We start from the raw sequence: 12,888 nt of genomic DNA, 5'->3' as shown, positions 1-12,888 counted from the left end.
AGTAAGATGGCGACCGAGATCCGCGTTCCGACCTTGGGTGAAAGCGTTACCCAGGCGACGATCGGCAAGTGGTTCAAGAAGCCCGGCGATACGGTGCGAGCCGACGAGCCGCTGGTGGAGTTGGAAACCGACAAGGTGACGGTCGAAGTCCCGGCCCCTGCCGCCGGCGTGTTGTCGGACATCGCGGTGAAGGAAGGCGACACGGTCGAGGTCGGCGCCCGGCTCGGCGCGATCGACGCCAACGGCGCCGCGGCGGCTCCCGCGGCAGCGAATGGCGGCGGTACCGGCAAGCCGAACGAAAAGACAGACACGGCGAAGCCGATCAACGCCGCTGAAGAAGAGCCCAAGCAGCGCGCGGTGCCGAAGGATATCCCGGCGACCCAGAAGGTCACCGAGCTCCCCGTTGCTCCCTCCGTTCGTCGTCTCGGCGCCGAAAGCGGTGTCGATCCGGCGAGCGTTTCAGGCAGTGGCAAGGACGGCCGCGTGACCAAGGGCGACATGCTCTCGGTCATCGAGGGTGGCGGCGCCCGCCCGGCGGCGGCAGCGGCTCCGGCCACGGTCCGCGCTCCTTCCGCGCCGGCCGATGCCGTGCGCGAGGAGCGGGTGAAGATGACCCGCCTGCGCCAGACCATCGCCCGGCGCCTCAAGGATGCCCAGAACACCGCCGCCATGCTGACGACGTTCAACGACGTCGACATGGGCGCGGTGATGGACCTGCGCACCGAATACAAGACGCAGTTCGAGAAGAAGCACGGCGTGAAGCTCGGCTTCATGGGCTTCTTCGTGAAGGCCTGTATCCAGGCCCTGAAGGAAATCCCGGCGGTCAATGCCGAGATCGACGGCGAGGACCTCGTCTACAAGAACTATTACAATATCGGCGTTGCGGTCGGCACCGATCGTGGCCTCGTGGTGCCCGTCGTCCGCGAGGCGCAGGACATGACGATCGCCGATATCGAGAAGACGATCGCCGGCCTCGGCAAGAAGGCACGCGAAGGCGCGCTTTCCATCGAGGACATGCAGGGCGGTACGTTCACGATCACCAATGGCGGCGTCTACGGCTCTCTGATGTCGACTCCGATCCTCAACGCGCCGCAGTCGGGCATTCTCGGCATGCACCGCATCGAGGAGCGTCCGGTGGCGAAGAATGGCCAGGTCGTCATCCGCCCGATGATGTATCTCGCCCTCTCCTACGACCACCGCATCGTCGACGGCCAGGGCGCGGTCACCTTCCTCGTCCGGGTCAAGGAGGCGCTGGAGGACCCGGCCCGCCTGATCCTCGACCTCTGAGAAGATGACGCCATGGCGTTCGGACCCGATATTCCGCCGATCCAGGCCCATCTCTGCGTGAAGGGCGGCAGCGAGGCGATCGCCTTCTACGAGAAGGCGTTCGGCGCCACGACGACCTTCAAGCACATGGCCGAGGACGGCAAACGCGTGATGCACGCCAACCTCGCCCTCTTCGGCGGCGAGGTCATGCTGCATGACGAGTTTCCGGAGTTTGGCGGCGACGTCCTGTCGCCGCTGACGCGCGGCGGCGCCAGCATGGCGATCAACATCAACATGAAGGCGCCTTCCGACACGGATGCCGCGATCGAGCGCGCGGTTACGGCCGGCGCCACCTTGGTCCTGCCGGCGCAGGACGTGTTCTGGGGTTCGCGTTACGGCAAGGTTCGCGATCCCTTCGGCCATGTCTGGGAGTTCAACGCCCCCCTCGCCCCGCAGGCCGCGTGATCGACATTTCTGAACTCGCCGCACTGCTCGGCGTCTTCGCGCTTGCAGTCGTCGCACCCGGCGTGGATTTCGCATTCATCGTCCGCGAAAGCACCGGCTTCGGACGCCGCGCGGGGGTGATGGCGGCCTGGGGGCTCGCAGCCTCGATCCTCGTCCATGTCACCTACACTGTGCTCGGCGTCGGCCTGCTCGTCTCGCAGTCGATCCTGGCCTTCAACATCATCAAATGGGCGGGCGCGGCCTATCTGATCTTCATCGGCGTGATGTCGCTGCGCGCGCCCACTCCGGCGGCGCCGATTGCCCATGCCGACCCCCCGAGCAACGGCCGCTCACTGCTGCGCTCGTTCGGCATGGGCTTCCTGACCAATCTGCTGAATCCGAAGGCCGCCTTGTTCTTCGTTCGCTGTTCACGGTGCTCGTTTCGCACGAGACGCCGATACCGGTTCAGTTCGGCTATGGCACGATCATGGCGGTGATGGTCGGCGCCTGGTTCTCTCTGGTCGCGGTCTTCTTCACGACCAAGGCGATCCGGGCCGCCTATTCCCGTGCCGGACGCTGGATCAACCGGACGACGGGCGCGGTCTTCATCGCATTCGGGGTAAGGCTTGCCTTGCAGAAGGCGGCGCCGTGAATCTTCCTTCCGAAATCCTGGTTCTGGCGCTCGGCGTCGTCCTGCTCCTCGTCCACATCACGCTGCAGAGCTCGATCGGAACGAAGGAACGCGGGCGGCAATGGAATGCGGGAGCGCGTGACGAGACGCAGCCGCTCATGAACCCGGTCGCGGGTCGCGCCGAGCGGGCGCTGAAGAACTATCTCGAGACGTTTCCGGCACTGGTCGCGCTGTCGCTGGCGCTTGCGGTCACGCAGAAGACCGGCGGCTGGGGCGCGGTCGGCGCCTGGCTGTGGTTCGCCGGGCGCGTCGTGTACATCCCGCTTTATCTGGCGGGCATTCCCTATGTCCGAACCTTGGTCTGGACCGTCGCGACGATCGGGCTGTTCGTGATGCTGATGGTGCTGCTGTTCGGGTGATTACGTGTTCCGGGGCGCCGCGAAGCGGAGCCCCGGAACCTATACGCCGCGGCAATTCCGTTGCCGTCATCCTCCGGCTTGACGGAGGATGACGGCTGTTAGCACCGGGGCTATGGATCCCGGGCTCGGCTTCGCCGCCCCGGGACACGCGCAGTTTCATCTCACCCGTCAGTGAATGACCATTTCGGTGAACGGATAGACGTAGGCCTGGAGCATTACGAGCCCGCCGACGAGGCAGGCCAGCACGATCGAGTGCCAGAACACGAAGCGCAGGATCGTGCCCTCGTGGCCGAACCAGTTGGTGGCGGTCGAGGCGACGACGATCGACTGGGCGTCGATCATCTTGCCCATGACGCCGCCCGAGGAGTTCGCCGCGCCCATCAGGATCGGCGACAGGCCGAGCTGCTGGGAGGTGATCTTCTGCAAGCCGCCGAACAGCACGTTCGACGCCGTGTCCGAACCGGTCAGTGCGACGCCGAGCCAGCCAAGCAGCGTGCCGAAGAACGGGTACAGCACGCCGGTCGAGGCGAAGGCGAGGCCGAGCGTGGCGTCGACGCCGGAATAGCGGGTCAGGGTGCCGATCGCGAGCATGGCCGCGATGGTGAGCAGCGACGCGCGCAGGATCCAGATCGTCTTGCCGTATTCCCTGACCAGCCGCACCGGCGAGAAGCCGGCGACGATGAGGCCGAAGATCAGCGCCGCGAGCAGCATGCCCGAGCCGGTGTAGGAGATGTAGGTGAAGGAGAACACCGCGCCTTCCGAGGACGGAGCGGGCACCACTGGTGGGACTTTCTGGACGAGATTGTGCAGGCCCTCGACCGGATAGTTCCAGGTGAAGATCCCGTTGACCCAGGTCTTGAACCAGCCCGAACCCCAGACCAGCAGGATGACGCAGACGATGATCCACGGCGTGACCGCGCTCCAGACCTCGGCCGAGGTCGGCTTGAGATCGGTGGGCTGAAGCTCGCGCGGGGCCATGGTCGAGGCCGAATCGTCCCTGGTGCGAAGCGCAGGCGACAGCCAGAGCTTTTTCGGCTGCCAGATGCGCATGAAGCCGATCAGGGCCGCCATCGAGATCAGCGAGGCGCCGATGTCGACGATCCAGGGATTGATGAAGTTCGAGATCACGAATTGCGGAATGGCGAAAGAAACGCCGCAGACCAGCACCGCCGGCCATACTTCCTTCATGCCCTTCCAGCCGGCGAACGCCCAGACAACCCAGAACGGGACGATGAGCGAGAAGAACGGCAGCTGGCGACCGACCATCGCGCCCAGAAGATAGGGATCGAGACCGGTGACGCTGGCGAGGCCGGCGATCGGGGTGCCGAGCGCGCCGTAGGCGACCGGCGCGGTGTTGGCGATGAGCGACAGGCCGGACGCCGCGAGCGGCGAGAAGCCGAGACCCATCAGGATCGCGCCGGTGACGGCGACCGGAGTACCGAAACCTGACGCGCCCTCGAAGAATGCGCCGAACGAGAATGCGATCAGGAGGAGCTGGAGGCGGCGGTCCGGCGTGACGCCGCCGATCGCACGCTCGAGAATTTTGAAGCGCCCGGTCGCGACGGTGAGCCGGTACATGAAGATGACGTTGAGGACGATCCAGCCGATCGGGAAGAAGCCGGTGACGACACCGAGGATGGTGGCGCGGAATGCCAAACTCGCCGGCATCGTGAAGACGAAAACAGAGACCGCGATTGCGGCGAGAAGCGCGATGATGGCCGCGAGATGCGCCTTGATCTTGCCCGAGGCGATCATCGCCAGAAGCAGCACGACCGGAATTGCCGCCGCGAGCGTCGACAGCGCCATGTTGTTGAACGGATTGTAGACTTGGCTCCACATTGGCGCTCCACCCCCCTATGAATTATGAATTCATTTTGTGGTAAGAGGAGCGCCCCTAGGCCTGCAGTGCAACGTAGACCAAAGTCGAAATCCCCATCTGGTTGTCCCGATTTCCGAACCGAACCCTCCACGTTGATGACACCCGAGGCCACCCCATATAGGGTTGCCGTCCGCTCCTCCCCGAAGCGCCCCACGAGAATCAAATGTCCTACGATCTCATCGTCATCGGCACCGGCCCCGGCGGCTATGTGTGTGCGATTCGTGCTGCCCAGCTTGGCCTCAAGACGGCCGTCGTCGAGAAGCGGGCGACTTTCGGCGGAACCTGCCTAAACATCGGCTGCATTCCGTCGAAGGCGCTGCTGCATGCCTCGCACCTGTTCGACGAGGCGGGCCACAAATTCGCGGAGATGGGCATCGGCGTTCCGGCGCCGAAGCTCGACCTCTCCACGATGCAGGCGTTCAAGCAGAAGGGCGTCGACGGCAATGTGAAGGGCGTCGAATTCCTGCTGAAGAAGAACAAGGTCGACAGCTTCTTCGGCAGCGGCTCGATCCCCTCGGCGGGCAAGGTCCTGGTGAAGGCCGAGGACGGCAGCGAGCAGGTGCTGGAAACGAAAAACATCGTCATCGCGACCGGCTCGGACGTGACAAGACTCCGCGGCGTCGAGATCGACGAGAAGCGGGTCGTTTCCTCGACCGGCGCTCTGGAACTCGACAAGCTGCCGGGCAGACTGCTGGTGATCGGCGGCGGCGTGATCGGCCTCGAACTCGGCTCGGTCTGGCGCCGCCTCGGCTCCGAGGTGACGGTGGTCGAGTTCCTCGATCGCATCCTGCCCGGCATGGATTCCGAGCTCGGTCGCAGCTTCGAGCGCATCCTTTCCAAGCAGGGAATGGTGTTCAAGCTCGGCTCGAAGGTGACCGGCGTCGACACGTCCGGTGATGTGCTGAAGGTCAGCGTCGCGCCGTCTGCCGGCGGCGATGCGGAGATCCTGGAAGCCGATGTCGTGCTGGTCGCGATCGGCCGCGTTCCATACACCGAGGGTCTCGGGCTCGAAGCCGCGGGCGTTCAGCTCGACCAGCGCGGTCGCATCGCGGTCGACGGCCATTACAAGTCGAGCGTGGACGGCATCTACGCCATCGGCGACGTGATCGACGGGCCGATGCTCGCACACAAGGCCGAGGACGAGGGCGTGGCGATCGCCGAGCTTCTCGCCGGCAAGGCCGGACATGTGAATTACGCCGTCATTCCGAACGTCGTCTATACCGACCCCGAGGTCGCTTCCGTCGGCCGGACGGAAGAAGAGCTGAAGGAGAACGGGATCGATTACGCGATCGGCAAATTCCCGTTCACGGCGAACGGCCGCGCCAAGGCGAACGGCACGACGGACGGTTTCGTGAAGATCCTCGCCGATTCAAAGACGGACGAGGTTCTCGGCGTGCACATCATCGGCCCCGATGCCGGGACGCTGATTGCGGAAGCTGCGATTGCGATGGAATTCGGCGCGTCGTCCGAGGATATCGCCCGGACCTGCCACGCTCACCCGACGCTGTCAGAAGCAGTCAAGGAAGCGGCGTTCGCGGTGGAGAAGCGCGCCATTCATATGTGACGCCACACGGCGTCACATCATTCAGCGTGCTTCGACCTGCGCGAACGTCGAGGGTGGGCCGTCCGTCTCGATGAGGGTGAACGGCAGCGACATGAAGACGAGCGCGGCGAAATAGCAGCCGAGCAGGATCAGATTACGTTTAAGAGACACGATAGCCTCCGGTTTCGAGTTGCGGCGGTTAATAGGTGTGCCCTGTTTCCGCCCGATGTCTTGCAATGTGTCGCCGAAGAAACGATTCCGGTTCACGCCTGAAGATCAGGCGCGTGGATGAGCTGCGGCGTGCACCGCGATCAGCCTGGCGGAATCCACTTCGGTATAGATCTGCGTGGTAGAAAGACTTGCGTGGCCTAAAAGTTCCTGGATGGAACGAAGGTCACCGCCGCGCGCCAGGAGATGCGTCGCGAAGGAATGCCGCAAAGCGTGCGGGGTGGCGCTCTCCGGCAGGCCGAGCGCGCCTCGCATTTCCTGCATCGCGCGCTGGACGATGCGGGGTGACAGCGGCCCGCCTTTGGTACCGCGGAACAGCGGTTCATCCGCCATCAGCGTCCAGGGACACAGCGCGATATAGACTTCCACCGCTTTTGCTACGGCCGGGATCACCGGCACGCCGCGCATCTTGTTGCCCTTGCCGGTGACGGTGAGTCTCGCGGTCGCGCCGATCGGCGCTTCGGCGCGGGTGAGCGACAGCGCTTCAGCGATGCGGAGGCCACAGCCGTAGAGCAGTGCCAGCACGGCGGCATCTCGGGCGAGCACCCATGGCTCACGTTCTTCGCCGGCGCGGGTCTCGGCGTCGACGATTTTTCGGGCGGAGGATGCGGCGAGAGGCTTCGGCAGGCTGCGCGCTATCTTCGGGGCGCGGATGGCGGTGAGCGCAGAGGCCGAGCCCTTGCCCGAGCGTTCCAGGAAGCGCGAGAAGCTGCGCGCGGCGGCCAATGCCCGCATGATCGAGCGGCTTTGCAACCCCTCGGAGCGGCGGCGCGCTAGGAAGGCACGGACATCGCGCGGGCCGAGAGACTTGAGATCGTCGAGCGAAGCCGGACCGCCGAGATGGGTCTGGAGGAAGGTCAGGAAGAAGCGGACATCCCGCCCATATGCCTCGACCGATTTCGGCGAGAGGCGGCGCTCCGCGGCGAGATGCGTGGTCCAGGCGGAAAAGGCGGATTGGACGTCCGCTTTTACAGGCAGGGCGATGGAGGCGGCTTCGGGCATTTCATGAGAATGCCCGAGCGGGATTTAAGGACTGGTGAGCGGCGTCAGGACGGCGCCAATTCGAGTCCCCTCAATCGTTCCACGAGCTCGGTCCACCGATAGGGTTTCGCGATAAACGCGGTATCGCCGAGCTGCATATTGGCTTTTTCGAGCGCCGGCAGCGGGAAGCCCGACGACAGCATCACCTTCATTTCCGGACGCAACCGTCGCGCCTCGTGAAACAGATCAATGCCGCTCATGCCTCGTGGCATCACGACGTCGGTGAACAGCAGGTCGATGGGCCTGTCCCGCTTGAGGATCTCCAGCGCAATGATAGCGTCGGCGGCGGTGAGAACGTCATAGCCCAGGCTTTCGAACAGCTCGACCGCGACGATCATCACCTGCTCGTCGTCGTCGACCACTAGAACCGTCCTGCCGCCACGGCTGCGCGCGAGCGTGTCCTCAGCCGGCTCGCCGGCGGGAAGGTAGATCGTGACGGTGGTGCCTTCACCCTGGCGCGTGTGGATGTCGATGTGGCCCTCCGACTGGCTGGCAAAGCCATAGACCTGGCTCAAGCCGAGGCCCGTCCCCTCACCAATCTTTTTCGTCGTGAAGAAGGGCTCGCAAGCGCGTGCCAGAACGTCGGCGGACATGCCTTCACCGGTGTCACTGACCGACACGCGCACATAGTGCCCGGGCTCGATCGACGACATCAGCAGGCGGCGAGGCTCGACCACCTCTTCGACGACCGTCGCTATTTCGATCGACCCCGTTCCGCCGCAGGCATCACGCGCATTGACCACCAGATTGAGCAGCGCGGCTTCGAACTGCGCGACATCGAGCATCGCCGTGCGCATCCCCACGGACAGGGTGACACCGACCGACATCGTATCCCCGATCGCGCGGCGCAGGATCGGCTCGAAGGTGTCGATCAGCTGGTTTGGATTGTGCTTTTCGAGACGCAGGGACTGTTTGCGAGCGAAGGCGAGAAGCTGGTTCGTCAACTTCGCGCCGCGTTCGGCGGCGAGGAGCGCGTTCTCCACGATCCGGACCTCGCGAGGTTCGGAGACCTTCCGCTTGAGCAGATCGAGGCTGGACACAATGACGGTAAGAAGATTGTTGAAGTCGTGCGCGACGCCGCCGGTCAATTGGCCAATCGCTTCCAGCTTCTGGGCCTGGAACAGCGCCTCCCGCGCCTGAGCCAGCGCTTCGGCCGATTTGTGCTGCTCGGTGACGTCGCGAGTGATCTTCGCGAAGCCGACCAATTCGCCTGCATCGTCGCGGATGGCATCGATGACAACACTTGCCCGAAAGCGGGTGCCATCCTTGCGAACACGCCAGCCCTCGCTCTCGAACTTGCCCTCTCGGGCGGCCGTGTCCAGCGCTCTGTTCGGTAAGTCGGTCGCGATGTCCTCGGGCGTATAGAAACGGGAAAAGTGCTGGCCGATGATCTCGTCCACGCCGTAGCCCTTGATGCGCTCGGCGCCGGGGTTCCAATTCGTGACCTGGCCTTGCGGATCGAGCATGTAGATCGCGTAATCGGTCACCCCCTGGACGAGGATGCGGAAGCGGCGTTCGCTCTCCAAGAGTGCTTCGCGCGCTGCTTGACGCTCGGTGTTGTCACGCGTGATCTTAGCAAAGCCGATCAGCCGCCCCTTCGGATCGCGAATCGGATCGATCACGACATGGGCCCAGAAACGGGTGCCGTCCTTGCGGACCCGCCAGGCTTCGGTCTCGAACCTGCCCTCCCGCTCGGCCGTCGCGAGGGCACGTTCCGGCTCTCCGCGCTCTCGATCCTCGGACGTGTAGAACAACGAGAAATGGCTGCCGATGACCTCGGACGCCACATATCCCTTGAAACGCTCAGCCCCGCTGTTCCAGCTGCTGATTATCCCAGCGGGATCGAGCATGTAGATGGCGTAATCAGTAACCGCGTCGACCAGAAGCTTATAGCGCATCTCGGCTCCGAGCGAGGCGAGATGGTCTCCGGCAGCCTTCATTGTGGCGGTATCGCTTTCAGGACCGCGGGGCAAATACGACACTGTGACACCGTGGGAGGACACTGTGACACCGTGGGAGGGGCGAATGAAAGTAAAGTCGCCCGCTCCCGTTTGGTTCCAACAATTTCGTGAGTGGTCACGCGATCGTCTGACCGGTCTTCTTCCAGTCGGATACGAACTGTTCGAGGCCCTTGTCGGTCAGCGGGTGCTTGACCAGGCTCTTGATGACCGCGGCCGGGCAGGTACAGACGTCGGCGCCGATCAGGGCGGCTTCCTTGACGTGGTTCGGCGAGCGGATCGAGGCGGCGAGGATTTCGGTCTCGATGGTCGGGTAGTTGTCGTAGATCTGGCGGATCTCGGCGATAAGGTCCATGCCGTCGAGGTTGATGTCGTCGAGGCGGCCGATGAAGGGCGAGATGAAGCTCGCGCCAGCCTTGGCGGCGAGCAGAGCCTGGTTCGCCGAGAAGCAGAGCGTGACGTTGACCATCGTGCCTTCAGAACGGAAGGTGCGGCAGGCCTTGAGGCCGTCGAGGGTCAGCGGCACCTTGATGACGATGTTCGAGGCGATCTTCGCGAGCTCACGGCCTTCCTTGAGCATGCCGTCGAGATCGGTGGCCGCGACTTCGGCCGAGACCGGCCCGGAGGTCACGTCACAGATCTCCTTCAGGATGTCGCTATAGGGACGATTGGCTTTAAGCACGAGCGACGGATTGGTGGTGACGCCATCGATCAGGCCGGCTTCGGCCAGTTCACGGATCTCAGCAACATCGGCGGTGTCAGCGAAGAATTTCATGGGTAAGGTCTCGCGGGTTCCGGGAAACGACAATGATCATTGATCATATAGGCCTTGGCGTGGGCGATTATGACAAGGCCAAAGAGTTTTATTCAGCCGCGCTCGCGCCGCTAGGCCTGTCGCTGCTGACGGAAGTCGTCCAGCAGGACGGGATCAACAAGGCCGCGGGCTTCGGGCGCGACGACGAGCAGGCGTTCTGGATCGGCTCCGAGGGAAAGACCACGCCTCCCATGCATTTCGCCTTCATCGCCGAGAGCCGCGCCGGGGTCGACGGCTTCTATCACGCGGCCATGGCAAGCGGCGGCCGCGACAACGGCGCGCCCGGACTGCGCGAACAGTACCACCCGAACTATTACGCCGCCTTCGTGTTCGATCCCGACGGCCACAATATCGAAGCGGTCTGCCACAAACCCGAATGAAGGACAGGGTCGAAGTCCTGCTGCCGGTCGCGCTCGACCGCAGCTTCACCTATTCGCTGCCCGAAGGGTCCGAGATCGAGCCTGGCGACATCGTCGAGGTGCCGCTCGGCCGCCGCGCCATGGCAGGCGTCGCCTGGGGCCCGGGCGATCCCGAGGTGCCGGCCGCGAAGCTGAAGCCTGTTTCCGGCGTATTCGACCTGCCGCGACTTGCGCCTGAACTGCTCAAATTCGTCGACTGGGTGTCGCGCTATACCCTCTCCCCGGCCGGCATGGTGCTGCGGATTGCGATGCGCGGCGCACGGCATGTCGGCGACGAGCCCGCGAAACGCGCCGTACGTACGACCGGTGAAGAGCCGCGCCGGATGACGGAGGCCAGACGGCGGGTGCTTGACGCGGCGGCCGATGGGATGGCGCGAAGCAAGGCCGATCTGGCGCGCGAGGCGGGCGTATCCTCGGGCGTGGTCGACGGACTGATCGGCGAAGGCGCGCTGACGGTCGTCGAACTCCCGCCGGAACCGATCGGGTCCGGCCTCGTCCCGAATTATGCGGCGCCGAAACTGAACGAGGACCAGGCACTGACAGCCCAAGCGCTGGCGGCAAGCGTGCGGGAGAAGGCCGCCGAGACGCATCTGCTTGAAGGCGTGACCGGAGCCGGCAAGACCGAGGTCTATCTGGAAGCCGCGGCCGAGGCGCTGAGGATGGGGCGGCAGGTGCTGATCCTGCTGCCGGAGATCGCGCTGACCCGCGCCGTCCTCGACCGCGTCGCCAAGAGATTCGGGGAGCCGCCGGGCGAATGGCACTCGACGGTCGCCCCGCGCCGCAGGGCCCGGACCTGGGCCGGAACAGCGAGCGGCGAGACGCAGATCGTCGTCGGCGCCCGCTCGGCCCTGTTCCTGCCGTTCCGTGATCTCGGCCTCATCATCGTCGACGAGGAGCACGACACCGCGTTCAAGCAGGACGATACGCCAATCTATCATGCCCGCGACATGGCGGTGGTGCGCGGACGGCTGTCGAACGCACCGGTCGTCCTCGTCTCGGCGACGCCCTCCATCGAGAGTCGCGTCAATGCGGAGACCGGACGCTACAAACACCACCTCCTGCCGGAGCGCTATGGCGGCCGGACACTGCCGGAGATCGGGTTGATCGATCTCAGGATGAATCCTCCACAGCGCGGCCGATGGATCGCGCCGCCACTGGAGAAAGCCGTCCGCGAGACCTTGGAGCGCGGCGAGCAGGCGCTGCTCTTCCTGAATCGTCGCGGCTTCGCGCCGCTGACGCTCTGCCGAAGCTGCGGCCACCGATTCGCCTGCCCGAACTGCACCGCCTGGCTGGTCGAGCACCGGTTCCGGAATCAGCTCGTCTGCCATCATTGCGGCCACCACGAGCCGGTGCCGCCAGCCTGTCCGAAATGCGGGGCCGATTCGGAGAAGCTTGCGGCGGTCGGGCCGGGCGTGGAGCGCATCCGCGACGAGGCGGCCGCCCTGTTTCCGGATGCGCGGCTGGCGGTCCTTTCGAGCGACATCACGGTCGGCGCGGAGCGGATGCGCGCTGAACTGACGGCGATCGCCGAGCACGCGGTCGATCTCGTTGTTGGCACCCAACTCGTCACCAAGGGCCATAACTTTCCGGACCTGACGCTCGTCGGTGTGGTCGACGGCGATCTCGGACTCGGCACTGCCGATCCGCGCGCGGCCGAGCGCACGTTCCAGCTTCTGGAGCAGGTAACCGGGCGCGCCGGGCGAGGCGACCGGCCGGGGCGCGGCTTCGTGCAGACGCACGATCCCGGCCATCCGGTGATGCAGGCGCTCAAGGCACACGACAGCGAGTCGTTCTACGCCGCCGAGATCAATGCGCGCTCGGACGCGGCGCTGCCGCCATTCGGTCGGATGGCGAGCCTGCTCGTCACCGCTCCAGCGCGCGCGGAGGCCGAGAGCTATGCCCGGTCGCTCGCCCGCGTTTTCCCGGGAACGCCCGACATCCGCCTGCTCGGCCCAGCCGAGGCGCCGATCGCCGTTATCCGCGGGCGCCATCGTATCCGGCTGATCGTAAAGGCTCCCCGCGCGACCGATCTTTCGGGCTTCATCAGGGGATGGCTCGCCTCGGCACTACCCCTGCGTGGAGCACTGACGCTGCATATCGACGTCGACCCGGTGAGCTTCCTTTGAGGGCCGGGATAAGACGGTAACCCGCCCTCTCTGAAATCGGGCGAAAATATGGGGCGATTCCGTCGCATGTCATCGTGTTGCCCCGCCCCGACCGCTGTGTTAGTCAACCCGCGGTTTACA

Annotated in this window: 13 protein-coding genes; 8 read left to right on the top strand and 5 right to left on the bottom strand. The window is 64.9% G+C overall.

Annotation, left to right across the window (positions count from 1 at the left end; all coding sequences use genetic code 11):
* Positions 1 to 6: 6 nt before the first annotated feature.
* From odhB to ACFPFW_RS17580, 5 genes are read left to right on the top strand one after another with little or no spacing between them, the layout of a single operon-like run.
* Positions 7 to 1,287, top strand: a complete 1,281-nt coding sequence (gene odhB, locus ACFPFW_RS17600) for a 2-oxoglutarate dehydrogenase complex dihydrolipoyllysine-residue succinyltransferase (RefSeq protein ID WP_114957847.1) — start codon at positions 7 to 9, stop codon at positions 1,285 to 1,287.
* A gap of 12 nt (positions 1,288 to 1,299) precedes the next feature.
* Positions 1,300 to 1,731, top strand: a complete 432-nt coding sequence (locus tag ACFPFW_RS17595; protein ID WP_114957848.1) for a VOC family protein — start codon at positions 1,300 to 1,302, stop codon at positions 1,729 to 1,731.
* The gene (locus tag ACFPFW_RS17590; protein ID WP_379771727.1) at positions 1,728 to 2,207 is read left to right on the top strand and encodes a LysE family translocator; all 480 of its coding nucleotides are present in this window, start codon (positions 1,728 to 1,730) and stop codon (positions 2,205 to 2,207) included. Before ACFPFW_RS17595 ends, ACFPFW_RS17590 begins: the two co-directional genes overlap by 4 nt.
* Positions 2,198 to 2,362, top strand: a complete 165-nt coding sequence (locus ACFPFW_RS17585) for a LysE family transporter (protein WP_379771725.1) — start codon at positions 2,198 to 2,200, stop codon at positions 2,360 to 2,362. Before ACFPFW_RS17590 ends, ACFPFW_RS17585 begins: the two co-directional genes overlap by 10 nt.
* Positions 2,359 to 2,760, top strand: coding sequence for an MAPEG family protein (locus ACFPFW_RS17580; protein ID WP_114957849.1), 402 nt, complete (start codon positions 2,359 to 2,361; stop codon positions 2,758 to 2,760). Before ACFPFW_RS17585 ends, ACFPFW_RS17580 begins: the two co-directional genes overlap by 4 nt.
* 168 nt (positions 2,761 to 2,928) lie before the next feature.
* Here the strand turns inward: ACFPFW_RS17580 and ACFPFW_RS17575 are convergent, their stop codons facing one another.
* Entirely contained in the window at positions 2,929 to 4,599 is a 1,671-nt protein-coding gene (locus ACFPFW_RS17575; protein ID WP_114957850.1) for an L-lactate permease, read from the bottom strand.
* A 203-nt stretch (positions 4,600 to 4,802) separates the two neighbouring features.
* On the opposite strand from ACFPFW_RS17575, the gene lpdA reads away from it, so the two are divergent.
* Positions 4,803 to 6,203, top strand: coding sequence for a dihydrolipoyl dehydrogenase (gene lpdA / locus ACFPFW_RS17570; RefSeq protein ID WP_114957851.1), 1,401 nt, complete (start codon positions 4,803 to 4,805; stop codon positions 6,201 to 6,203).
* A gap of 21 nt (positions 6,204 to 6,224) precedes the next feature.
* Here the strand turns inward: lpdA and ACFPFW_RS17565 are convergent, their stop codons facing one another.
* The 4 genes from ACFPFW_RS17565 to fsa all read right to left on the bottom strand — a co-directional run bounded on the left by ACFPFW_RS17565 (position 6,225) and on the right by fsa (position 10,184).
* A complete protein-coding gene (locus ACFPFW_RS17565) occupies positions 6,225 to 6,353 on the bottom strand; it encodes a hypothetical protein (RefSeq protein ID WP_379771722.1) in 129 nt (42 codons plus the stop codon).
* Positions 6,354 to 6,458: 105 nt separating this feature from the next.
* The gene (locus tag ACFPFW_RS17560) at positions 6,459 to 7,412 is read right to left on the bottom strand and encodes a tyrosine recombinase XerC (protein ID WP_114957852.1); all 954 of its coding nucleotides are present in this window, start codon (positions 7,410 to 7,412) and stop codon (positions 6,459 to 6,461) included.
* A 44-nt stretch (positions 7,413 to 7,456) separates the two neighbouring features.
* Positions 7,457 to 9,391, bottom strand: coding sequence for a hybrid sensor histidine kinase/response regulator (locus tag ACFPFW_RS17555; RefSeq protein ID WP_114957853.1), 1,935 nt, complete (start codon positions 9,389 to 9,391; stop codon positions 7,457 to 7,459).
* A gap of 136 nt (positions 9,392 to 9,527) precedes the next feature.
* The gene (gene fsa / locus ACFPFW_RS17550) at positions 9,528 to 10,184 is read right to left on the bottom strand and encodes a fructose-6-phosphate aldolase (protein WP_114957854.1); all 657 of its coding nucleotides are present in this window, start codon (positions 10,182 to 10,184) and stop codon (positions 9,528 to 9,530) included.
* Positions 10,185 to 10,219: 35 nt separating this feature from the next.
* Here fsa and ACFPFW_RS17545 point away from each other — a divergent pair, with 35 nt between their 5' ends.
* Positions 10,220 to 10,603 (top strand): VOC family protein, encoded by a 384-nt coding sequence (locus ACFPFW_RS17545; protein WP_114957894.1) that lies wholly within the window; start codon positions 10,220 to 10,222, stop codon positions 10,601 to 10,603.
* The gene (locus ACFPFW_RS17540) at positions 10,600 to 12,768 is read left to right on the top strand and encodes a primosomal protein N' (RefSeq protein WP_114957855.1); all 2,169 of its coding nucleotides are present in this window, start codon (positions 10,600 to 10,602) and stop codon (positions 12,766 to 12,768) included. The genes ACFPFW_RS17545 and ACFPFW_RS17540 overlap by 4 nt, the downstream gene beginning before the upstream one ends.
* Positions 12,769 to 12,888 lie beyond the last annotated feature (120 nt).

The organism is Flaviflagellibacter deserti (assembly GCF_042652085.1).
In the GTDB taxonomy this organism is placed as follows: Bacteria; Pseudomonadota; Alphaproteobacteria; order Rhizobiales; family Methylopilaceae; genus Flaviflagellibacter; species Flaviflagellibacter deserti.
The sequence above is the reverse complement of the archived record's forward strand: the minus strand, read 5'-3'. Positions and strand labels throughout refer to the sequence as shown.

Excerpts from the sequence above, each read along its gene's own strand:
- ACFPFW_RS17585 (WP_379771725.1), top strand. The coding sequence starts at position 2,198 with ATGGCGGTGATGGTCGGCGCCTGGTTCTCTCTGGTCGCGGTCTTCTTC.
- ACFPFW_RS17595 (WP_114957848.1), top strand. The coding sequence starts at position 1,300 with ATGGCGTTCGGACCCGATATTCCGCCGATCCAGGCCCATCTCTGCGTG.
- ACFPFW_RS17540 (WP_114957855.1), top strand. The coding sequence starts at position 10,600 with ATGAAGGACAGGGTCGAAGTCCTGCTGCCGGTCGCGCTCGACCGCAGC.
- ACFPFW_RS17560 (WP_114957852.1), bottom strand. The coding sequence starts at position 7,412 with ATGCCCGAAGCCGCCTCCATCGCCCTGCCTGTAAAAGCGGACGTCCAA.
- fsa (WP_114957854.1), bottom strand. The coding sequence starts at position 10,184 with ATGAAATTCTTCGCTGACACCGCCGATGTTGCTGAGATCCGTGAACTG.
- ACFPFW_RS17555 (WP_114957853.1), bottom strand. The coding sequence starts at position 9,391 with ATGAAGGCTGCCGGAGACCATCTCGCCTCGCTCGGAGCCGAGATGCGC.
- odhB (WP_114957847.1), top strand. The coding sequence starts at position 7 with ATGGCGACCGAGATCCGCGTTCCGACCTTGGGTGAAAGCGTTACCCAG.
- ACFPFW_RS17575 (WP_114957850.1), bottom strand. The coding sequence starts at position 4,599 with ATGTGGAGCCAAGTCTACAATCCGTTCAACAACATGGCGCTGTCGACG.
- lpdA (WP_114957851.1), top strand. The coding sequence starts at position 4,803 with ATGTCCTACGATCTCATCGTCATCGGCACCGGCCCCGGCGGCTATGTG.